The sequence below is a fragment of the Marinimicrobium alkaliphilum genome (assembly GCF_003259155.1).
GTDB lineage: Bacteria > Pseudomonadota > Gammaproteobacteria > Pseudomonadales > Cellvibrionaceae > Marinimicrobium_A > Marinimicrobium_A alkaliphilum.
The window spans coordinates 142,620-163,052 of the sequence record NZ_QGMQ01000008.1; the positions used below are offsets into that span (position 1 = coordinate 142,620).

At 60.4% G+C, this 20,433-nt stretch carries 20 protein-coding genes; 7 read left to right on the top strand and 13 right to left on the bottom strand.

All coding sequences use genetic code 11. The annotated features are described in order from the left end of the window. The first annotated feature begins 123 nt into the window (after nucleotides 1-123). Nucleotides 124-330, top strand: a complete 207-nt coding sequence (locus tag DKW72_RS13700; protein ID WP_111642943.1) for a peptidase S14 — start codon at nucleotides 124-126, stop codon at nucleotides 328-330. Nucleotides 331-409: 79 nt separating this feature from the next. Further along, nucleotides 410-790, top strand: a complete 381-nt coding sequence (locus DKW72_RS13705) for a thiol-disulfide oxidoreductase DCC family protein (RefSeq protein WP_111642944.1) — start codon at nucleotides 410-412, stop codon at nucleotides 788-790. Here the strand turns inward: DKW72_RS13705 and DKW72_RS13710 are convergent. The 3 genes from DKW72_RS13710 to DKW72_RS13720 are packed head-to-tail and all read right to left on the bottom strand — an operon-like array spanning nucleotide 787 to nucleotide 4,074. Further along, nucleotides 787-1,479 carry a TrmH family RNA methyltransferase gene (locus DKW72_RS13710; RefSeq protein ID WP_111642945.1) on the bottom strand — a complete coding sequence of 231 codons (693 nt, stop codon included), beginning with the start codon at nucleotides 1,477-1,479 and terminating at the stop codon, nucleotides 787-789. The two genes, DKW72_RS13705 and DKW72_RS13710, sit on opposite strands and share 4 nt — an antisense overlap. 58 nt (nucleotides 1,480-1,537) lie before the next feature. Further along, nucleotides 1,538-3,265: a bifunctional protein-serine/threonine kinase/phosphatase gene (locus DKW72_RS13715; RefSeq protein ID WP_111642946.1), complete on the bottom strand. Its 1,728-nt coding sequence runs from the start codon at nucleotides 3,263-3,265 to the stop codon at nucleotides 1,538-1,540. After that, complete coding sequence (locus DKW72_RS13720) at nucleotides 3,265-4,074, bottom strand: formate/nitrite transporter family protein (protein ID WP_111642947.1); 810 nt, start codon at nucleotides 4,072-4,074, stop codon at nucleotides 3,265-3,267. The genes DKW72_RS13715 and DKW72_RS13720 overlap by 1 nt, the downstream gene beginning before the upstream one ends. A 361-nt stretch (nucleotides 4,075-4,435) precedes the next feature. Between DKW72_RS13720 and DKW72_RS13725 the strand changes: the two genes are divergently transcribed. Next, nucleotides 4,436-5,239, top strand: a complete 804-nt coding sequence (locus tag DKW72_RS13725) for a sulfite exporter TauE/SafE family protein (RefSeq protein ID WP_111642948.1) — start codon at nucleotides 4,436-4,438, stop codon at nucleotides 5,237-5,239. A 221-nt stretch (nucleotides 5,240-5,460) separates the two neighbouring features. Here the strand turns inward: DKW72_RS13725 and hemH are convergent, their stop codons facing one another. The 3 genes from hemH to DKW72_RS13740 form a co-directional block, all read right to left on the bottom strand. Further along, the gene (hemH, locus tag DKW72_RS13730) at nucleotides 5,461-6,498 is read right to left on the bottom strand and encodes a ferrochelatase (RefSeq protein WP_111642949.1); all 1,038 of its coding nucleotides are present in this window, start codon (nucleotides 6,496-6,498) and stop codon (nucleotides 5,461-5,463) included. A gap of 51 nt (nucleotides 6,499-6,549) precedes the next feature. Next, complete coding sequence (locus tag DKW72_RS13735) at nucleotides 6,550-7,722, bottom strand: PQQ-dependent sugar dehydrogenase (RefSeq protein WP_111642950.1); 1,173 nt, start codon at nucleotides 7,720-7,722, stop codon at nucleotides 6,550-6,552. 80 nt (nucleotides 7,723-7,802) lie between these two features. Then, nucleotides 7,803-8,390 (bottom strand): DNA-3-methyladenine glycosylase I, encoded by a 588-nt coding sequence (locus DKW72_RS13740; protein WP_111642951.1) that lies wholly within the window; start codon nucleotides 8,388-8,390, stop codon nucleotides 7,803-7,805. Nucleotides 8,391-8,457: 67 nt separating this feature from the next. Between DKW72_RS13740 and pip the strand changes: the two genes are divergently transcribed. The 4 genes from pip (at nucleotide 8,458) to DKW72_RS13760 (ending at nucleotide 13,409) form a co-directional block, all read left to right on the top strand. Further along, nucleotides 8,458-9,432 carry a prolyl aminopeptidase gene (gene pip, locus DKW72_RS13745; RefSeq protein ID WP_111642952.1) on the top strand — a complete coding sequence of 325 codons (975 nt, stop codon included), beginning with the start codon at nucleotides 8,458-8,460 and terminating at the stop codon, nucleotides 9,430-9,432. Nucleotides 9,433-9,447: 15 nt separating this feature from the next. Further along, on the top strand, nucleotides 9,448-9,888 hold the full coding sequence (dtd, locus tag DKW72_RS13750; protein WP_111642953.1) for a D-aminoacyl-tRNA deacylase: 441 nt from the start codon (nucleotides 9,448-9,450) through the stop codon (nucleotides 9,886-9,888). Nucleotides 9,889-10,026: 138 nt separating this feature from the next. Next, on the top strand, nucleotides 10,027-11,613 hold the full coding sequence (locus tag DKW72_RS13755; RefSeq protein WP_111642954.1) for a glycoside hydrolase family 43 protein: 1,587 nt from the start codon (nucleotides 10,027-10,029) through the stop codon (nucleotides 11,611-11,613). Between the two features lie 152 nt (nucleotides 11,614-11,765). Beyond that, on the top strand, nucleotides 11,766-13,409 hold the full coding sequence (locus DKW72_RS13760) for a methyl-accepting chemotaxis protein (RefSeq protein WP_111642955.1): 1,644 nt from the start codon (nucleotides 11,766-11,768) through the stop codon (nucleotides 13,407-13,409). Here the strand turns inward: DKW72_RS13760 and DKW72_RS13765 are convergent. The 7 genes from DKW72_RS13765 to ubiE form a co-directional block, all read right to left on the bottom strand. After that, the gene (locus DKW72_RS13765; protein ID WP_111642956.1) at nucleotides 13,406-14,374 is read right to left on the bottom strand and encodes a diguanylate cyclase; all 969 of its coding nucleotides are present in this window, start codon (nucleotides 14,372-14,374) and stop codon (nucleotides 13,406-13,408) included. The genes DKW72_RS13760 and DKW72_RS13765 overlap by 4 nt on opposite strands. A gap of 26 nt (nucleotides 14,375-14,400) precedes the next feature. After that, a complete protein-coding gene (locus tag DKW72_RS13770; protein WP_111642957.1) occupies nucleotides 14,401-15,261 on the bottom strand; it encodes a type 2 periplasmic-binding domain-containing protein in 861 nt (286 codons plus the stop codon). 104 nt (nucleotides 15,262-15,365) lie between these two features. Continuing rightward, nucleotides 15,366-15,752, bottom strand: coding sequence for a hypothetical protein (locus DKW72_RS13775; RefSeq protein ID WP_111642958.1), 387 nt, complete (start codon nucleotides 15,750-15,752; stop codon nucleotides 15,366-15,368). Between the two features lie 3 nt (nucleotides 15,753-15,755). Beyond that, nucleotides 15,756-17,312 carry a S41 family peptidase gene (locus tag DKW72_RS13780; RefSeq protein WP_111642959.1) on the bottom strand — a complete coding sequence of 519 codons (1,557 nt, stop codon included), beginning with the start codon at nucleotides 17,310-17,312 and terminating at the stop codon, nucleotides 15,756-15,758. A 24-nt stretch (nucleotides 17,313-17,336) separates the two neighbouring features. Beyond that, on the bottom strand, nucleotides 17,337-18,998 hold the full coding sequence (ubiB, locus tag DKW72_RS13785; RefSeq protein ID WP_111642960.1) for a ubiquinone biosynthesis regulatory protein kinase UbiB: 1,662 nt from the start codon (nucleotides 18,996-18,998) through the stop codon (nucleotides 17,337-17,339). 2 nt (nucleotides 18,999-19,000) lie between these two features. Further along, entirely contained in the window at nucleotides 19,001-19,630 is a 630-nt protein-coding gene (locus DKW72_RS13790) for a ubiquinone biosynthesis accessory factor UbiJ (RefSeq protein ID WP_111642961.1), read from the bottom strand. 1 nt (nucleotide 19,631) lies between these two features. Further along, the gene (gene ubiE / locus DKW72_RS13795) at nucleotides 19,632-20,381 is read right to left on the bottom strand and encodes a bifunctional demethylmenaquinone methyltransferase/2-methoxy-6-polyprenyl-1,4-benzoquinol methylase UbiE (RefSeq protein WP_111642962.1); all 750 of its coding nucleotides are present in this window, start codon (nucleotides 20,379-20,381) and stop codon (nucleotides 19,632-19,634) included. Between the last annotated feature and the right edge of the window lie 52 nt (nucleotides 20,382-20,433).

Here is a 20,433-nt window from a genome sequence, read left to right on the forward strand (position 1 = left end):
TTTTTTGCTCTAACGGGAGATGGTAGGGAGGGTCTTTTATAACATTTTGATAAGAAGGGTAAAAAACCCTCCCTGTTTACAAAATGATTGCGTATAACTATGGTGAGTAGTGAGGAAAAAGTTATGAAAGCGTCCGAGTTTTTAAAGCGCTATGAGAGGCAAATGAAGGAGAAGGAGGGGCAGGACGTTGACCACTCGCTCGAAGCGCAAGCCCGCAAGCGTGCCCAGCACCCTGAGCACCTGAACGCGGGGACGCCCCATGACTGGGAAGAGCTGGAAAAGTACCAGAATGAACTGGATCGCATGGAGAAGCACAAAAAACGGGATTAGCGCGCCAACCTTTCAGAGGTGATGATCTGCGCTATAGACAGGCCCGTACCGACAATAACCATAACGTCAGGACCATGCCATGACAGAGATAATTGATAGCCCCGCACGTCTGTACTACGACGGGATGTGCCCCTTGTGTCGGCGCGAGATGCAGCTGCTGCACCGGTTTAAGCGGGACAACCTGCATTTGATCGACATCCACAGCCTGGATAACATCACCGAACTTGAGCGTGAATGGATGCTGCGCCGTCTGCATTTGCGCCTGCCCGACGGCCGGTGGGAGCTGGGTGCCGATGCGACCCTGGCCGCCTGGTCTTATACCCACCTGGGGTGGCTGTTCAAGCCGCTGCGCTGGCCGCTGGTTGGCCGCTGGGTGGATGCGATTTATGGCCGTTGGGCCGACCGGCGTTACTCCCGGCTGTACAACGCCTGCCGGACGACCTCCAGCCAGTTTGGCTAGGCGCCCTTGCGCGGCGGACGGCGGTAGGCAGGATCCTTTGGCGGGATTATGTCACCGTCCTCGTCCATCTCCGGGAAGGGCAACTTGAAGCGCTCGCAGTAACGGACCATCTGCGGGTGCATCCAGCGAAACAGCAGTTCCCGCACCGCCGGATCCCACTCGTCCACTTCCTGTTCGTACATGCCTTTGGCCTGCCGCTGGTGCAGCGCTTCCTGCAAGATGATGCCCGCCGCGACACTCACATTGTAACTTTCCACCATCCCGATAATGGGAATCGTCAGGTGCTCATCTGCATGCTCGGCGGCGTAGTCACTTAAGCCTTTCTTTTCTGCCCCCATGATCAGCGCAAACGGTCGGGTAAAATCGGCCTCCCGGTAGTGTATTGCCCGGTCGGACCAGTGGGCGGCGTAGAGTGTCATGCCTTGGGCACGCAGGGTATCCATGCCGGTTTTTATGTCGGGGTGAATGCTGACACCGGTAAACCGGCTGCTGCCGCCGGACGTGTGGTGGTATACCAGACGGCCGCGCTCGGGCTGCACCATATGCATGTGCGCAATGCCCGCCGCGTCGGCGGTACGCAGGATGGCCGAGACGTTCTGGGCCTTGTGTACTTCGTCGGTGAGCACGGTCATGTCGTGCTGGCGCTGGCTCAGCACGCGCTTGAACTTTTCGAAACGGGAACGGCTCATGGGCAGATGATCGACTTAAAAGCTGCGCATTATAGCACTCTCCTGAGCCAGTGCCCGGCTAGTGAAGAAGCGCCGCGAGCAGCCCCAGGCTGGTCAGTGCCAGCGCCAGTGAGCACACCTGCCAAAAGCGCACCGGATTGCGCTCGATCAGTGCCGGGCGGGTTTTGTTGAGCAGCGCCGGGTCCGGTTGACGCAGGTTGACGGTGAACTCCGACAGCTCGGCATAGCGCTTGAAAGGGTTGGGGTGCAGGGCCTTTTTCAGCACATCGTCCAGCCAGAAGGGCAACGCCGGGTTGTGGGTCATTGCCGGCTGATAGCGCAACTTGTGCTGGGCGGCGCGGGTGCGGGCCTTTGCGACCTGAGTGCCGTAGGGCATATGCCCGGTCAGCATCTGGTAGGTGATCACCGCCAGCGAGTAGAGGTCGGCCCGCGGAGATATGAAGCCACCCACAAAATACTCCGGCGCCGTGTACTGGGCGGTGCCCAACAGGGGCTCGTCCCCCGGGTCGGCATCGGTTTCTGTCAGACCCGCCACTCGGGTAGAGCCGAAATCGATGATCTTTATCGCGTCGTTATCGTCAATCATGATGTTGTCCGGGCGCAGATCCTGGTGCAGCATTTCCAGCCGGTGAAAGGCGCGCAGGCCCTGGGCAATCTGTTCGACGATATGGCGCACCTGGGTAAGGCTGGGGCGCGGGTTGTCCCGCAGCCACTGGCTCAGGCTGCGTCCCTGAATATACTCGCTCAGGGTATACAGACAACTGCGCTCGCCTTCGGGCGGGAAAGACTGGGCCACCTGGGGGCTGGCGATACGCCGGGCAATCCACTCCTCGGTGAGAAAGCGCTCCACCTGTGCCGGGTCGGCGCCCAACTCGGTGGACAGGGTTTTGAGTACGCGCCGCTCGCCCGTGGCGCCATCCTGCACCAGGTAGACGTGACTGCGGCTGCTGGCGTGCAGCTTGCGTACGACCCGGTAGCCGTCCAGCACTTTCCCGGGCTCGAGCGGTGGCGGCGGGGGCAGCTGCGCGAGCGCCTGCACATTGCTCTGACCGGCGCGATCGGGCAGTGAGTCAATGCGGGCCACCTGCACGGTGAGGTTATCGTCGCTGCCCCGTTCCAGGGCCTGCTCGACGATGGCCCGGGCGGCCTCATCCAGGTTGGCCGCCGCATCAATAGCCGCCACCATGGTGGGTTCATCACAAAACTCGTAGACCCCGTCTGTGGCCAGCACAAAGGTATCCCCCTGCGTCAGGGCCAGACGCTGGTAGTCAATCTCCAGATGTTGCTTGACGCCCATGGCCCGGCTCAGCAGGCTCTCGTCCCGGTTGAGCCAGTGGCGGTGATCCTCGGTCAGGGGTTCCAGCCTGTCGCCCTGGCGTCGGTAGATACGGGCATCGCCGACATGAAACAGATGGCCTTGCTGGCCCTTGAACACCAGTGCGCTCAGGGTGCAGACATAGCCCCGGTCTTTGTCAAAGCGATAGGGGCTGCGCGAGGTTTGGGCGTGCAACCAGGAGTTGGTGGCCATGAGTACCCGCTGGGCGGACTGCTTGACCGACCAGGTCTCCGGTGTGCAGTAGTAGTCTTCCAGAAAACTGGCCACCGTGGCCTGGCTGGCGATATGGCTGACATCGCTACTGCTGATACCGTCGGCCAGTGCCAGGGCGATGCCTTTGGTGGTCAGTTGTGGTGGCTCGGGAATGCAGGCACCGTGAAAGTCCTGATTGCGGGGCTTGCGCCCCGCACTGGAATACTGGCCCAGAGAGATCGTCAGCAGGTTCGGCATTACAGGGTCCGTTGGGCACCGGTGCGTACGTGGGTGGCGTAAAGGGTCAGCCCGGTCAGGGCAATGCCGCCGACAAAGTTGCCGATCACTACCGGAAGCTCGTTCCAGATGATGTAGTCCATGATGGAAAAGTCACCGCCTACCATCAGGGCAAAGGGAAACAGAAACATGTTCACAATGGAGTGCTCAAACTCCATGGCAAAGAACAGCATGATGGGCATCCACATGGCGATGACCTTGCCGCTTACGGTGGTGGAAATCATGGCGCCAACCACGCCCAGAGACACCATCCAGTTACACAGGACACCCCGGATAAAGATGGTCAGCATACCCGCAGCGCCGTGTTCCTTGTAACCCAGAGTGCGATCGTGGCCAATGTTGGCAATGCGCTCGCCGACCACGCCGGGGTCGGTGGAAAAGCCGTAGGTAAAGACAATGGCCATCAAAAAGGCCACCAGCAGTGCGCCTAACAGGTTGCCCATAAAGACAATACCCCAATGGCGAAAGATGCCGGCAACCGTGACACCGGGGCGGCGATCGAAGTAGGCCAGCGGCGTCAGCACAAAGACCCCGGTGAGCAGGTCGAAGCCCATCAGGTAAAGCATACAGAAACCCACCGGAAACAGCAGTGCACCCACCAGCGGTGAGCCGGTCTGCACGGCGACCGTCACCGCAAATACGGCGGCCAAGGCGAGGATGGCACCGGCCATAAACGCGCGGATAAACGCGTCGCGGTTGGCCATAAACAGTTTGGATTCGCCGGTGTCCACCATTTTGGTGGCGAATTCGGAGGGAAGTAAGTACGACATAAGAGGTCCATATAAAGTCAGAGGTTAACGGTAGCCAATCGTTGGCAGACTGATGTTGTGTTCAGTTCGTCCGCAAGAAACGATCCAACTGCCAGAAAATAAGCATAAGCTATTGAATTTAATGAATTTTTTATTGATCATGCGGGCGTTTTCGTATTCCGTCGCAAACTCAGGGTGCACAGCAATCGTGCACAGTTTTGGGGTTGTGCGACTATCTGCACTAAAATTGCCCGCCAGTTGGCGAGTTATGCCGCTGTGTCTTGGTGCGCTATTCGTGGGTCGTGCCTCGCAATGGCGCGAAAGGGAGGGAGGGTAGCTTGCCATGGTATTCTTGGGTGCTTGAGCCGACTGAGAGGTTGTCGTGGAGTTGACGTGGATTGCGGTATTTTTATGCTTGGGGGGTGTCACAGGTTTTGCGGCCGGGCTCTTCGGTATTGGTGGCGGCGGTATCATGGTGCCGATACTGGCATTGATTTTTGTGGCTTTGGGGGTGGATGATGGCGATGTTATGCACATGGCTTTGGGGACTTCCATGGCCGCGATCATTCCCACCGCTGTTGCCAGCTTGCGCGCCCACAACCGGCGCAATGCTGTGCACTGGAAAGCGGTCTCGGCCCTGGCGCCAGGGGCTCTGGTGGGGACCTTCGCGGGCACTTTTCTGGCCACCTGGCTGCCCTCGGAACCGCTCGCCGTGTTTTTTGCGGTGTTTATGAGCTATGTCGCCGTGCAGATGATCCTCAACCGCAAACCGCAACCGAGCCGGCAACTGCCCGGCCCTTGGGGGATGACCTCGGTCGGCACTGGCATCGGCGGGATCTCCGCGCTGGTGGCTATCGGTGGCGGGACCATGACCGTACCCTTTCTCACCTGGTGCAATGTGCGCCTGCAGACCGCCATCGGGACCTCGGCGGCGGTGGGCTTACCCATCGCTTGTGCCGGGGCCTTCGGGTATTTCGTCAACGGTCTTCCCGTCAGGGGTTTGCCCGAGTACACCGTGGGCTATATTTTCTGGCCCGCAGTACTGGCCATTGCGGCGGTCAGCGTTCTGACCGCCCCGCTCGGCGCCAGGCTCGCGCACAAACTACCCGTGTCCACGCTGAAGAAGCTGTTTGCCCTGTTGCTGATCGGCTTGGCGATACAAATGCTGCGAACGGTGTTGGGGTAAGGCATCGGGACCCTGTCTTGAGTTTGGCGGTGTTTTGTCGGATTACGCTGCGCTAATCCGACCTACTCGAACATGGGTGGGTTCTTTCCAGTAGGTCGGATTAGCCGAAGGCGTAATCCGACACCTGTGGCACTGAACCTGCTATCTCCACACTGTGGCACTGAACCTTTGATTCGGCATTGTGGCAACCAACATCCGGTTCGGCACGGGAGCACTCAGCTTCAGATACGGCAGCTACGCAGCACATCGACAATCGCGGCGATATGATCCGGCCGGTCATTCAGGGCAGGGATGTAATGATATTCCTCGCCGCCGGCGTCCATAAAATACCCGCGGTTTTCCTCTTCCAGTTCTTCCAGGGTTTCCAGGCAGTCGGCGCTGAAAGCCGGTGACAGGATGGCGATGTTTTTCACGCCTTCGCCGGGCAGGGCTTTCAGGACTTCGTCGGTGTAGGGCTTGAGCCATTCCTCCCGGCCAAAACGGGACTGAAAGGTCGTCATGCACTGGTCTTCGCTCAGCCCGAGCTTTTCCCGCACCAGGCGTGTGGTTTTGTGGCACAGGCAGTGGTAGGGGTCGCCCGAGGTCAGGTAGCGTTTGGGGGTGCCATGATAGGAAAACAGAATCTTGTCGGGCATGCCGTGGGCGCTGATGTGCTCCTGTACGCTCTGGGCCAGGGCGTGGATAAAGAGCGGGTTATCCACATAGCCATTGAGAAAGTGCAGCTCCGGCACCCAGCGCCAGTGGGTCAGTTCCCGGGCGATGGCGTCGAAAGTGGAGCCGGTGGTGGCGGCGGAGTACTGGGGGTAGAGCGGCAGCACCACGATGCGTCGGATGCCCAGTTCCTGAAACTCGCGCAGGGCGCTGGCGATGGAAGGGTTGCCATAGCGCATCCCCAATTTCACCACAGCTTTATCGCCCAGAGCGTTTTGCACGGCCTCGGTTTGTTGCCGGCTGATGGTCAGCAGGGGCGAGCCCTCGTCGGTCCAAACACTTTTGTAGGCTTCCGCGGAGCGTTTGGGACGAATGCGCAGGATGACACCGTGCAGAATCAGCCACCAGAGCAGACGCGGCACTTCAATCACGCGCGGGTCGGACAGAAATTGATTCAGGTAGCGGCGCAGGGCCGAGGCTTCCGGTGCATCGGGAGTGCCCAAATTGGTGAGCAGGACACCGGTTTTTTGTTGCAGGGCGCGGGTGGCCGCGTCCGGTTGATGAAAGCGCTCTTCGACACGGTCGTTAATGGCGCGGTACTCGGGCATGCTCAGTCCTTACAAAGGGAATTGCGCCGCGAGCATTCGCGGCGCTGGGGTTTATTCGCTGGCGGGGGCCACTTTCAGGATGCGGCCGTTGCGCTCGTCAGTCAGCAGGTACAGCAGACCATCGGGACCCTGAACGACGTGACGCAGGCGTGCGCCGATGGTGTCGGAGAACATCCGCTCCTCGTGCGCTACGTCTTCGCCATCGAACACCAGGCGTGACAGCAATTGTGAGCGCAGTGCCGTCACCAGCAGGTTGCCCTGCCAGGCGGGGAAGGCTTCGCCGGTGTAGAACGTCATGCCGGCGTTGGCGATGGACGGAACCCAGTAATGCAGGGGTTGTTCCATGCCTTCTTTGTGGGTGATACCTTCGCCGATGGTGCCGCCGCCGTATTGCTCACCGTGGGTGATCACCGGCCAGCCGTAGTTGAGGGTGGCGCGAGTGTGGTTGATCTCGTCACCGCCCTGGGGGCCGTGCTCGCCGGTCCACAGCTCGCGGGTTTGCGGGTGCAGATCGGCACCCTGAATATTGCGGTGGCCGTAGGACCAGATCTCCGGCAGGGCGGTGTCGTGATCTACGTAGGGGTTGTCCTCGGGGATGCGGCCGTCGTCATGCAGACGCACCACGGTGCCGATATGGTTTTCCAGGGATTGGGCTTCGTCCTGGGCGCGGCGATCCCCGAGCGTGATAAACAGGTGGCCTTCGTCGTCAAACACCAGGCGCGAGCCCCAGTGCCCGTTGTCGGTGAGCTTGGGCACCTGGCTGAAGATGCGGGTGACGTCAGTCAGTCCACCGTCGCCCAGTGTGCCGTAAGCGACGGCCGTACTGGCACCGCCATCGCCGGGCTCGGAATAGGCGAAGTAAACGCGGCGGTTCTGTTCAAAATTCGGGTGCAGGGTCACATCCAGCAGGCCGCCCTGACCGCGGCTCTGGATCGCCGGCAGGCCGGCGAGGGGGTCGCCTTTGGTGCCGTCGGCGCTGACGACGCGCATGTCGCCACCGCGCTCGGTTACCAGCATGTCGCCGTTGGGCAGAAACGCCAGGCCCCACGGGTGGTTGAGGCCGTCGGTCACGGTGGTGACGGCCAGGGTGTGTTCTTCGGTTTCGACTATCAGGGCGTCGCCGTTATCGCTGTGGGCGCAGGCGGCCAGCAAGAAGGTGCCCAGGGTCAGGGCGGTCAGTTCCCGCGCGCGGCGCGAGAATGAGCGAAGTAGGGGAGACTGCATGAGGGGTAACCTCCTTATAGGTGATGTAACCATAAAGCCTAGCAAGGCGCCGAAGCCGTCGCAATGATACCGGAGTCGGGTTATGCCATGGCGGCGCACGCTTGGTGACGATGGCAGGTCACCAGATGATCGTTCACCATACCCGTTGCCTGCATAAAGGCATAGCAGATCGTGCTGCCGACAAAATTGAAACCGCGCTGTTTGAGCATTTTACTCATGGCGTCGGAGGCGGGGGTGGTGACCGGCACATCGGACATCTTACGCCAATGGTTCTGTTGGGGATCACCCTCGACCCACTGCCAGAGCCAGGCTACCGGATCAATCCCGGCGTCTTTGAGGGCCAGCCAGGCCCGGGCGTTGCGCACGGCGCTTTCGACTTTCAGGCGGTTGCGGATAATACCCGGATCCTGCAGCAGTGTCTCGATCCGGGCCGGACAGTAGCGGGCGACCTGCTCGGGATCGAACTGATCGAACACCTCCCGGTAGTGGGCGCGCTTGCGCAGCACGGTAATCCAGGCCAGCCCGGCCTGGGCGCCTTCGAGAATCAGAAACTCAAACAGTTTGCGTTCGTCGCGCAGAGGTACCCCCCATTCGTCGTCGTGGTAGGCTTGGTAGAGTGGATCATCGCCGCACCAATCGCAGCGCACGAGTGCTTGTGCAGAAGCCATAACGGTTGCCTTTGTGCTACTGTAAAGGGGTTAAACGGACACCTACAGGGCCTGGAAAAACACAACAATGCTGACTTTTTACCCGGAAATCAAACCCCATCAACGCCACATGATCCCCGTGGATCCCCCCCATGAGCTGTACGTGGATGAGTCCGGCAATCCGGACGGTATCCCGGTGGTGTTTATCCACGGGGGCCCCGGCGCCGGGTGCGGCAAATACGACCGACGCTTTTTTGACCCGGACCTCTACCGCATTATCCTCTTTGATCAGCGCGGTGCCGGGCGTTCCAAGCCTCACGCTTCGCTGGATGGCAACACCACTGAGCACCTGGTGGCAGACCTGGAAACCATCCGTATCGCGCTCGGTATCGAACAGTGGGTGGTCTTTGGTGGGTCCTGGGGAGCCACCCTCGGCCTGGTGTATGCCGAGGAGCACCCGCAAAAGGTGCTGGGGTTGATTCTGCGGGGCGTGTTTCTGGCCCGCCAGCGGGACATCGACTGGTTCTATCAGGACGGTGCCAGCCGGGTATTCCCTGATTACTGGGCCGATTTTCTCCACCCGGTGCCGGAGGTCGAGCGCGGCGAGCTGATCGAGGCCTACTATCGCCTTCTTACCGGCGATAACGAATTACAGAAGATGGGGGCCGCCAAGGCCTGGTCCCTGTGGGAGGGGCGTTGTGCGACGCTGAGACCCAACCCGGATGTGGTGGATTCTTTTTCGGACCCCTATAAAGCCTTGGCGCTGGCGCGTATTGAGGCGCACTTTTTCCGCAACAAGGCGTTCTTGGAAGAGAATCAACTGCTCAATAACGCCTACCGTCTGCAGGGTATTCCCGGCACCATCGTTCACGGTCGGTATGACATGATCTGCCCGCTCGAAGGTGCCTGCGAGTTGCAGCGGGCCTGGCCCGACGCGGAGCTGAACATCATTCGCGATGCCGGCCACGCGTCGCGTGAGGCGGGCATTGTCGACGCCCTGATTCGGGCCACCGACGCCATGGCCCGACAGCTGCGCCCGGGCGATGACAAAAGTTTTGCCTGAGTCGGAGGCCTGGCGGTGCGGGCGCTGATTCAGCGGGTCAGTTCGGCCTCGGTCCAGGTGGCAGGCGAGACTGTAGGGGCTATCGATCACGGACTTCTGTTGTTTCTGGGCGTGGAGCCCGGGGATAGCCCGGTGATTGTCGAGCGCATGCTCGATAAGGTGCTGGGCTACCGGGTCTTCGCCGATGCCGAGGGCCGCATGAATGCCAATGTGGTGCAGGCCGGCGGCGGGGTGTTGGCCGTATCCCAGTTCACCCTCGCGGCCGACACCCGCAAAGGCTTGCGCCCGGGATTTTCGACCGCGGCGCCGCCGGCGCAGGCTGAGGCTCTGTACGACACCTTTGTTGCCCAGCTCAAACGTCGCCACAGCCCAGTCGCGACGGGGGTTTTCGGGGCCGATATGCAAATCGCGCTGGTCAATGACGGTCCGGTCACCTTCCTGCTCGATATCCACTGATCGGGATTTTTCTGGTCAAGCATTGAACTATTTTGGGATTATTGTACTATAATAGTATGTCATCGGCGGCGTTATTGGCGCCGCAACACACCCTGATTACATAATTCCAATAATCTGAATTGACGTAGAGGTATTCTGATGAAGTGGCAACAACAGTTTTTCCCGACCAGCGCACTCGCCTTGGCTCTTGCCCTTGCCGGTTGCGGTGGCAGCTCGTCTGACGACGGCGGCAACGGTAATGCGAACGGTAACGGTAATGGCGGTACCAATGGCAACGGCGGTGCCAACGGCAATAGCACGCCGCCGCCTACCGCGGTGAGCTTCTCCAACGCAACCGTGCACGACCCCTCCATCATCAAGGTGGACGATACCTATTATGTGTTCGGTTCCCATATGGCTGCGGCGCGCTCCACGGACCTGATGAACTGGACCCGTTTTGCCGAGGGCGTGAATAACAGTAACCCGCTGTTTGAACGTGTGTTGGATGAGCTGGATGAGCTCTTTGCCTGGACCCGCGGCCCCAGCATGTGGGCAGCGGATGTGACCCAGCTGGGCGACGGCCGCTTCTACTTCTACTACAACGGCAGCCAGGGCGATCGCCCGCGCGGCGCTCTGGGCCTGGCTGTATCTGATGATATCGAGGGCCCCTACGAAGACCAGGGCATTTTCCTTTGGTCGGGTATGGAGACCGGCGCGGAAAACGCCGAATATCATCCCACAGGCGGCAACTTCAACAGCTTCACCGAGCCGCACGCCATTGACCCGCACGTCTTTTACGACAAGGACGGCGAGCTGTGGATGGTCTATGGCTCTTACTCGGGCGGTATCTTTGTGCTCGACATGGACGAGGAAACAGGCCTGCCGGTACCCGGTCAGGGCTATGGGACCCACGTGTGGGGCGGCAATCACGCGCGCATTGAAGGACCCTATATGCACTACAGTCCGGAGACGGATTATTACTACCTGCTGATGACCTACGGCGGTCTGGATTCCACCGGCGGCTATGAGCAGCGGGTGGCGCGCTCACGCAACCCGGACGGTCCCTTCGTGGACGGTAGTGGCACTGATATGAGTGATGTCAAAGGGCCGGGCGGCAGCTGTATTCTCGATTGTGCCGATGAGCACATAACCCCTCACGGGCAAAAGCTGATGGGCGGCTTCCGCTTTGATCGGCGCTCCGGAGAGCCGGGTTTTGGCAACGGCGTGGGCTATGTCTCACCGGGCCATAATAGCGCCTTCTACGAGGCGGAGACCGAGCAGCACTTCCTGTTCTTCCACACCCGCTTCCCGGGCCTCGGTGAGCAACACCAGATCCGCGTGCACGAGATGTTCATCAACGAGGATGACTGGCTGGTGGTCTCCCCGCACCGCTATGTCCCCCATAGCGAGGCCGAAGGTGAGCTGAGCTGGGAGGTCAGCGAGCAACAGGCGGTGGGCGAGTACATGTTTATCGAGCACAGCCTGCCTCTGCTGCGGGGCTTCCGCAACTCCGACCGTATTGCGCTGGAGGCCGATGGCAGTATCACCGGCGAGCTGACCGGTGAGTGGGAATACCGGGGCGACAACCGCATTACCATCACCCTGGATGGCGATAGCGAGCCTTACCACGGTGTGTTGTCGCACCAGTACAGTGAGGTGCTGCGTCAGTTTACGGTGACCTTTACCGCCATGAGTAGCGAAGGCCCGAGTATCTGGGGCAGCCGTTTCCCTGATCCGGCGGAGTAATTTCCCGTACTCACGGAGATCAACAAAAGAGCGGCCTTCGGGCCGCTCTTTTGTTAATAAGCGCAAAGATTCCCGCCTGCAATCCCTGTATGTTGATCCACGCGCCAAATCTGGCCGTATCTTTGGCACCATAAACGGTCAAGGATACCCCCATGTTCAAGCAGCTTACTCTCGCCCAGCGCCTCGCACTCAGCTTCGGTCTGATTCTCGTTTTGATGGTGCTGGTCACTCTGTTGGGGGTCCAGCGTGTGCTGGTGATCGATGACACCCTCACCCGGGTCAATGAGGGCGCCAGCCTCAAACAACGCTACGCTATCAATTTTCGTGGCAGCGTCCACGATCGGGCTATTGCCCTGCGGGATGCGGTCCTGGTGGAGGACGACCGCGCGCTCAATGACCACCTGCGGACCGTGACCCAGCTGGCCGAGTTCTATCAGGCGTCGGCCGACGAGTTGGCAGCGCTTTTCCGCGCCCAGGACCCCAGTGCCAATGAGCGTCAGTTGCTGGCGCGGATCGAGGCCACGGAGCGCAGCGCCCTGGCGCAAACCCAAACGCTGATCGCCCAGCGCCAGGCCGGTGATATCCAGGGCGCTCGGGCGTTGTTGCTGGCCAGCGTCTCGGCCGAGTACAGCCAGTGGCTGGCTGATATCAATGCCTTTATCGATTACCAGGAAGGGGTGATCGCCGAAGAGGTTACCGGCGTGCAGGAAATCGCCAGCGGTTTTGCAATTGCCATGGTGATTTTCACACTGGTGGCGATCGCCTTCAGTCTGTTGGTGTCGAGTCTGATTATCCGCCAGATCAAGCGCACCCTCGGGGCTGAGCCCCACGAGCTTGACGCAGCCATTGCGGCGTTTGCCGACGGGCACCTGAAGGTGTTTCAGGCCAGTCGCTATCCGGACAGTGTCATGGGGCGGATGAATCGTATGGTCGAGCGCCTGGCGGGCATTATCCACGAGGTCCGCAGTGCGGCGGAAAGCCTGAGCCGTTCGTCTGAGGAGCTGAGCTCGGCCTCGGACGACAACCGTCAGCTGGTCGAACGCCAGTCCATGGAGACCGAGCAGATGGCCACGGCCATCAACCAGATGACCGCCTCGGTGGGTGAGGTCGCACGCAACGCCTCAAGCGCGGCGGATGCGACCCAGAATGCCGACCGGGAAGTGGCTACCGGTAATGGCACTGTGGAGCAGACCGCCGGTGCCATTCAGCGTTTGGCGCAGACCCTGGAGGAGGCTTCCGATAAAGTGCAGGCGGTGTCCCAGCAAAGTGGTGATATCGAAAAAATCATCGAGGTGATCAACGCCATTGCCGAGCAGACCAATCTGCTCGCGCTTAACGCCGCGATTGAGGCCGCCCGGGCCGGTGAGCACGGGCGGGGATTTGCGGTGGTGGCGGACGAGGTGCGCTCACTGGCCACCCGCACGCAAACGTCTACCCGTGAAATCAGCACCATGATTGGCGAGCTGCAAGAGGGCGCGGGCGGCGCCGCCGAGATCATGGAGGTGAGCCGCAATCTGGCTCAGGATACTGTCGCCCAGACTCAGGCTTCGGAAGCCGCTCTGGGTAGTATCCGCACCGAGGTGATGGCGATTACCGACATGAATGCCCAGATTGCCAGCGCCGCGGAAGAGCAGAGTCAGGTGGCAGAAACGGTCAATCAGAGTATTGCCCAGATCAGCGAAGCGACCCTGGCCTCGGCAGCCAGTTCCAATCAGGTGGCGGGCGCCAGTCGGGATCTGGCGCAGTTGGCGGATGAGCTGGCACGCAAGGTCAGTTACTTCAAGTCGGTGGCCTAAGCGCCGGCGTCAATCAGTTCGCCCGGTTCGGGGGTCTCGGTGCACAGATCTTCGGGCCAGGGTATAACCCAATAGCGCTTGTCTGCCAACCAGGGATCGTCTGTGTGCCGCGGGTTACACATAAAGTGTACCTCGCGCTCGGCGAGCCCCAAATCGTCAAACACGTATTGAATCATTTCGTGATTATAAAAGAAGTCATCGAAGGCGCCGCTTTCAATAGCCCGTTGGAGTCCGGTTTTGATCCGATTGGCAAGGTAGGTATTGTCCGGGTGAACGTGGAAGAATGACGGAGACGGGTAGGCGAACAGCTGGCGGGACTCCACCACCAGGCCCTCGGTGTCAAAGTTTTCCAGTTCGTCTTTGATTTCATGGGCCCCGCGTGGCAGGTAATCAAAGCGCCCCGCCCGGAGCATGCGGTAGAGTGCCCGATGGGTGTGGGCCGTGACCACGGGTAAGCCGTTGCGGCGTAAAACGTCGACGTCAGGCCAGGGGCCACCCTGGCCCGCTCGCCACTGGGACAAGGCTTCCAGACCGTCAATCTCACCGAATGCTTCCTGGTCTTCCGCGCGTACAAAGGCGACCCGGTAGCCCATCAAACCTTTAAAAATCGGCACGGGGATCACACTGAAGCGTTCGCTGTGCTCAAAGTTGCTGGTGGCATCGATAATGTCGATGCCCATCCTCTGCTCCAGGTGCAGATAGTGCCGGGTCTGGGGCAGTTCCTGGTCGTAAATCCGCAGCTCGCACGGGCCAAAATCGTTTTCTGTTTTTACCAGAATCAATTCCAACAACCCGATGTAATAGCTGGCGTGATCGTGCCTTGCTTCGTGGCGTAGTGGAAACACCAGTGTTGGCACGTCGTCACCGGCTTTGAGTGAACAGCCCAGTGCTGGCGTACTGGCGAGGCAGGAAAAAAACAGGCTTGCAAGCAGGCCTGTCAGGGATGGGAAGCGAGTCTGGCGCACAATGTGGGTACCTCATTTTTGTTGTTCTAACCGCTATCTCTTGTGAGTAAGCCCTGCTTGGGAGCTGTCGCGCACAAATCTTTAGGCCAGGGATGGATCCAGTAACGGTCATCGTCCAGCCAGGGTGATTCCCGGTAAGCCGGGTTGCACAAAAAGAATACCTTGCGCTTATCGAGTTGTAATTGCTCAAAGGTGTTGACAATAATTTCGTGGTTGTAAAAGTGTTCATCGAACGAGCCGTCCGCGATCGCGCGCTGCAATCCGGTTTTGATGCGTTCCGCCAAGGCGACGTTATCCCGACGAACGTGAAAGTAAACGGGCGAGGGGTAGGCCAGAATAAAACTGGGCTCGGGCATCAGGCCCTCGGTGTCGAAATTGGCGATTTCGTCCAGAATCTCGTGGGCGCCGCGGGGAAAGTAATCAAAGCGCTGGGCCAGAAGCATACGGAACAGAGATGCATAGTTGTGCGCAGTGACTACCGGCAGGCCGTTATGGCGCAAGGTGTCGACGTCAGGCCAGGTGGTGCCTTGGCCGGCCTGAAACTCGCCGAGTGCTTCAATGCTATCGATTGCGCGAAAGGCGGCTTCATCTTTGGCGCGAATAAACGACACCCGGTAACCCATCAAACCTTTCAGAATGGGTATGGGAATTGTCCGGAAACGTTCCTTGCGTTCGTCGGAGCTGGTGGCGTCGACCACATCTATGCCCAGGTCCTGCGCCAGGTACATGTAGCGCCGAGTCTGGGGAATGATGTCGTCGTGAATGCGCAATTCGCAGGGGCCGAAGTCTTCCCGGGTTTTATCCAAAACCAGTTGCAGTACACCGGTGTAGTAACCGGTGTGGTCGTGCCGGGCCTCGTGGCGGACGGGTAGCACTACCGTGGGCACTGACTCACCCTCCTTGATGCTGCAAGCGCTGGCGCTCGGCGCTAGAAGGGAAGTCAGCAGCAGTGCACTGCTGCCAAGCCACGCTAAGGGACGACGCATGGCGATCAATGGGGTCGGCAGTCGGCGTGGCTGAGCGTCCAGCGCCGATTGGTGTCTCTGTGTTCGAGCACGCAGCGCTCGCCATCGGTGAGCAGTTGGAAGTAATCTGGCTCCCACTGCTCGCGCCCCATGGGTTGGCCGTCGTGCATGCGCTCAATGTGCCGACGCTCGACAATCAACAGGCTGCCACGGGTAAACACCTCCCGGCTCAGACGCACATCGGCGCCCAAGGCCTCGCCCACCGTCTCGGCCAGTTCAGCACGGCTCTCGGCGGTGGTGGTGTTGAGAATGGCACTCTCGAGCTCACCCGGCTCGCTGGCGTTGGATTGATGTTGGCAGGCACTCAGCGCCAGGGCTGTCAGGCCCAGGGCGGTGGCTTTTATCAGGCTCATCGCTTACCTCATCAGTCGGTCGTTGATGCCGGGCGGCTGCCGGATGGCCCCCTCGCCGGAGGGTTGAATGCCGATGCCGCTCGGCAGGGTCTCTCCCGGCGCCGCCGGATACTGTTGTAAAAGGGCACTGCTGCTGACTGGGCATTCGCCCTGTTCCAGATAGTGTATGGCGGCCGCCAGGCGCGCTTCTTGAGCGTCCCCCAAGGCGTGGCCGAAATCGTCGTCCACCCGGCAGCCGGGCAGGCCGGCCGGATCGTCCCCGGCGTTAATCACCGGGTAAAAGCCGTCGGTGTAGTCGCCATAGCCTTTGGCGTTGACGCCCATAAACTGGGGCATAAAGTAGGAATTGCCGCAGTTGTCCGTAGTATAGCCGCCATAGGGCTTGCCGCAGGTGTCGGCACCAATTTGAATCACCTCGACGTCAATGCCGCGCAGGCCGTTGATAAGTGCCTCCGAGGCCGAGCAGGTCCCGCTGCCGGTGAGTACCACCACCCGCTCCAAGTTCAGTGAGGGCAGGTCTGCACCCTCACGCCGTGTCGAAAGAAAGGGCTCGGGCTCAATGCTGCGCCCGGTGACCGGGTTGATGTCCGGGTGCTGGTCGTTGAACTGCATGACTTCAAATATCTGTCCCTGGGTCTGCTCGGGGCCGGCTACCATGTAGGCCAGTTGACTGGCGATACGGAGAAAACCGCCGCCGTTGTAGCGCAGGTCAATAACCAGATCCGATACCCCGGCCTGCGACAGGCTCTGAATGGCTTCCGCCAGGGCACTCTCGGCAGTGGCAATATGCCGGGTAAAGTGGATATAGCCGATATGTCCCGTCGGGCGCTCGATGACGGTTTGGGTCTGCACCGGAGACACAGTCAGCTCTGCCGAGGTCAGCTGGGTTTCCAGGGTTTCGCCGTTGGGCAGCGAAAAGACAAAGGTGTAAGTCTCGTCCTCTTCATCCGGGTAAAGACTGGCGTTGAGCAGGTCCACATTGTCGCCCCCAACGGCGTCGCTGCCGTTGACACTCAGGACCCGCGCCCCTCGGGGAACGCCTGCCAGGGCGGCAGGGCTGTCAGGCTCGGTATAGGCGACGCGGATATCGCGGTTTGGCGCTGTCGAGCGCAGCAGGCGCCAACGAATACCGTAGCCAGCGGACACCCCGGATTCGGTCAGGCGGCGGTAGGCCTCGGTGGATTGACTCCAGCGGAACACATCGCCCGGTCTGCCGAGCTGCTGGTGGTAGGTGGCCGGGCGGGTAGTGCCTGCCGGGTCGAGGTCGGGGGACTCGTCGTACCAGAGGTAGGTTTCCCGGTTCCAGGCGCGCAACCAGTTGTTCTCGTCCACATAGCTGCCCTGGCGGTCGGCGACCTGGCTGCCGCTGCGGGGATTGGCGCAATAGTGGCGGAAGTCGGATGACGGCAGGAACAGCCCCTCGACCCAGTCACCTGAACGGTTTTGCTGGCCGACCAGGTCGCGCAGCAGGCTGCCACTGGAAGAGCCGCCACCACAGCCCACCAGGCCAAGGCTGAGCAGGGACCACACAACCATCAAGGAGCACACGTGCTTTGGCATCGTTATCCTCTCGTAAATTTCTTGTTATCGACGCGAAAGCAAAGCCCCCAGCCCCAGTGCCAGTAAAGCCCAGCTGGCCGGCGGCAGCGCCGTCCAATGGATACTATTTAGCCAGTTTTGAGCCTCGCTGCCAATAGCCGGCCAGGCCGTCGCCACGGCGCCCGCGAGCGCCAGCAAGCCAATCAGGCCCCGGCGGCGGCTCTGGCGTTGACGCCGATGCTGCTCTTCGAGCTCCAGACGCAGCTGTTGCAACTCCGGGCCCACCAGCCCAAATTGTTGGGACTGGTTCAGGGTTTTAAACAGCATCTCCGGCACCCGGGGAAATTTCTCCAACCACTCAGGTCCGTAACGTTTGAACTCCTGGATCAGTGCCTGAGGTCGAAACCGGTTTTTTAGCCAGCGCTCCAAAAAGGGGTGCGCTGTGGTCCAGAGGTCCAGATCCGGATAAAGCTGGCGTCCCAGGCCCTCAATATTGAGCAGGGTTTTTTGCAACAGTACCAGCTGCGGCTGCACTTCCATATTGAAGCGCCGGGCAGTACGAAACAGACTCATGAGCACGTGGCCAAACGAGATATCTTTGAGCGGCCGGTCGAAGATAGGTTCACACACCGTGCGCACCGCCGCTTCGAGCTGCTCCACCCGGGTATCCTTTGGGACCCAGCCACTCTGCACATGCAGCTCCGCCACCTGTTTGTAATCCCGACGGAACATGGCCAACAGGTTGCGCGCCAGGTAGTACTGATCTTCCCGGGTAAGCGAACCGACAATGGCCATATCCACCGCGATGTAGCGCGGCAATTGGGGGTTTTCGGTGCCCACAAAAATATTGCCCGGGTGCATATCGGCGTGGAAGAAGTTGTGTTCGAATACTTGGGTAAAAAAGATTTCCACGCCGCGTTCGGCGAGCTTTTTCATGTCCGTACCCTGGGCATTGAGCGCCTCAATCCGGGTCACGGGGATGCCGTAGATGCGCTCCTGGACCAGGACATTGTTGCGCGTGTAATCCCAGTAGACTTCGGGGATATAGAGCAGGTCGGAGTCCTGGAAATTGCGCCGTAGCTGGGAGGCATTGGCCGCTTCGCGCTGCAAATCCAGCTCATCGTAAATGGTATTGCGGTAGTCCTCGACCACCTCTACGGGCCGCAGACGACGCCCGTCGGCACTGTAACGCTCGATCAGTCGGGCGATCAGATTCAGCAGGCGCACGTCTTTGTCGATGGTGCGTTCAATGCCGGGGCGCACAATTTTGATGACCACCGGTTGATCGTTGTGCAGCACCGCGCCGTGGACCTGAGCCACCGAGGCGGAGGCAAGGGGCTCCTGTTCATAGGTTTTAAAGACGGTATCCACCGGCGCGCCCAGGCCCGCTTCCACCAGTTGGCGGAAGTGGGTGCTGTCAAACGGTGGCACCTTGTCCTGCAGGGCGTTGAGTTCGAGGATGATGTCGTCCGGCACCAGATCCGGGCGCGTCGAGAGCAGTTGTCCGAACTTGATAAAAATCGGCCCCAGGTCTTCAAACGCTTGGCGCAGGCACTCGCCCCGGCTGAGTTTGGGTTTGGGGAAGAGCCGGCACGGCAACAGTGCCATGCGCACCAGCCAGGGCAACTGGGAGCGAGGAATCAGCAGATCCAGCCGGTAGCGCAACAGGGTACGGACAATGCTGAACAGGCGAAAAAATACTACCACGATCACTCCTTGGGGTTACGGGCGGCGAGCCGCTGACGCAGCCATTGCAGTCGCGCTTGGGCACGGTCGACGCTTTCGGTGAGATCGTCCACCTGGCGATAGAAGTCGTCCAGCTCATGGCGACTGGGCGACAGCCGCGCCTCTTCGGTAATGAATTCGCCCAACAAGCGCTCGGCGGTGGCGGCCCGGGCCTTGGCCCACTGGTGGCCAGCACGCAGGCCTTCGGCCACCTGGTGGCCGGCCACATCGCCCAGGGCGCGGGTGAACAGTTCCTCCCAGTCCAGGTCCAGCTGTTGCCCGAGCTGTTGCAGATCCTGCAGAAAGGCGATATTGCCTTTAACCTCCAGGTCGGTACCGGCGAGGCTGGTGGTGTCTTTTCTGAGCAGTCCCAGGAGTGCGGATGCCGGGCCAGTCAGTTCGGCGGTGACGTCGCCCTCCCAGTGATGGAACAGCTCCAGCCCCTGTTCGTTGGGCACCAGGTACACACTGAAGTCCGGGCCTTGGGCATGCACAGCGAGCACCTTGCCCTGCAGGCGCGCCAACCCGTGGCGGGTGCCGGGATCAAGGCTCAGAGCCTGATTGATCACGGTCTCAACGGCAGCGAGCGCGGCGGTGCTGAGGGTGGCATCCATATCAGGGTTTGATTCCTTTGTGCAGGGCGACAACGCCGCCGGTCATGTTGTGGTAATCGACATTCACAAAGCCGGCGCTTTCCATCATGCTTTTGAGCGTATCCTGATCCGGGTGCATGCGGATGGATTCGGCCAGGTAGCGGTAGCTGTCGGCGTCGTTGGTGACCAGCTTGCCCATAAAGGGCAGCACTTTGAACGAATAGGTATCGTAAGCTTTCTCGAGCAGGCTGTTCCGGGGCTTGGAGAACTCCAGCACCAGCAACCGACCACCGGGTTTGAGCACCCGCAGCATGGCACTCAGGGCCAAGTCCTTGTCGGTGACGTTGCGCAGACCAAAGGCAATGGTGATCACGTCAAAGGTGTTGTCCGGGAAGGGCAGGTATTGGGCGTCGGCCTGGGCAAATTCGATATTGCCGGCAATGCCCCGGTCGGTGAGCCGGTCGCGCCCGACGTTGAGCATGGAGGCGTTGATGTCCGCCAGTACCACCAGGCCCTCGGAGCCGACTTTGCGCGCAAAAGCGTAACTCAGGTCGCCGGTACCGCCAGCAATGTCGAGCACCTTCTGCCCGGGGCGTACCGCCGAGAGCTCGATGGTGAATCGCTTCCAGAGGCGGTGCACGCCCCCGGACATCAGGTCGTTCATCAAGTCGTACTTGGCCGCCACCGAGTGAAATACCTGGGCCACGCGGCCCGCTTTTTCTTCCACGGCTACCTGTTCGTAGCCAAAATCGGTGGTTTTCTTGTCGCTCATGGGGTGCTTCCCGTGGATGCTGAGTCAAAAAAAGAGGTCGAAAAACCCATTG

Bases quoted from the DNA above. Each gene is read 5' to 3' on its own strand.
- DKW72_RS13710 (WP_111642945.1), bottom strand. From the start codon at position 1,479: ATGAGCCGTTCCCGTTTCGAAAAGTTCAAGCGCGTGCTGAGCCAGCGC.
- DKW72_RS13740 (WP_111642951.1), bottom strand. From the start codon at position 8,390: ATGGCTTCTGCACAAGCACTCGTGCGCTGCGATTGGTGCGGCGATGAT.
- DKW72_RS13700 (WP_111642943.1), top strand. From the start codon at position 124: ATGAAAGCGTCCGAGTTTTTAAAGCGCTATGAGAGGCAAATGAAGGAG.
- pip (WP_111642952.1), top strand. From the start codon at position 8,458: ATGCTGACTTTTTACCCGGAAATCAAACCCCATCAACGCCACATGATC.
- DKW72_RS13720 (WP_111642947.1), bottom strand. From the start codon at position 4,074: ATGTCGTACTTACTTCCCTCCGAATTCGCCACCAAAATGGTGGACACC.
- DKW72_RS13775 (WP_111642958.1), bottom strand. From the start codon at position 15,752: ATGAGCCTGATAAAAGCCACCGCCCTGGGCCTGACAGCCCTGGCGCTG.
- DKW72_RS13735 (WP_111642950.1), bottom strand. From the start codon at position 7,722: ATGCAGTCTCCCCTACTTCGCTCATTCTCGCGCCGCGCGCGGGAACTG.
- DKW72_RS13780 (WP_111642959.1), bottom strand. From the start codon at position 17,312: ATGCCAAAGCACGTGTGCTCCTTGATGGTTGTGTGGTCCCTGCTCAGC.
- DKW72_RS13790 (WP_111642961.1), bottom strand. From the start codon at position 19,630: ATGGATGCCACCCTCAGCACCGCCGCGCTCGCTGCCGTTGAGACCGTG.
- DKW72_RS13755 (WP_111642954.1), top strand. From the start codon at position 10,027: ATGAAGTGGCAACAACAGTTTTTCCCGACCAGCGCACTCGCCTTGGCT.
- DKW72_RS13705 (WP_111642944.1), top strand. From the start codon at position 410: ATGACAGAGATAATTGATAGCCCCGCACGTCTGTACTACGACGGGATG.
- ubiE (WP_111642962.1), bottom strand. From the start codon at position 20,381: ATGAGCGACAAGAAAACCACCGATTTTGGCTACGAACAGGTAGCCGTG.
- DKW72_RS13715 (WP_111642946.1), bottom strand. From the start codon at position 3,265: ATGCCGAACCTGCTGACGATCTCTCTGGGCCAGTATTCCAGTGCGGGG.
- DKW72_RS13760 (WP_111642955.1), top strand. From the start codon at position 11,766: ATGTTCAAGCAGCTTACTCTCGCCCAGCGCCTCGCACTCAGCTTCGGT.
- hemH (WP_111642949.1), bottom strand. From the start codon at position 6,498: ATGCCCGAGTACCGCGCCATTAACGACCGTGTCGAAGAGCGCTTTCAT.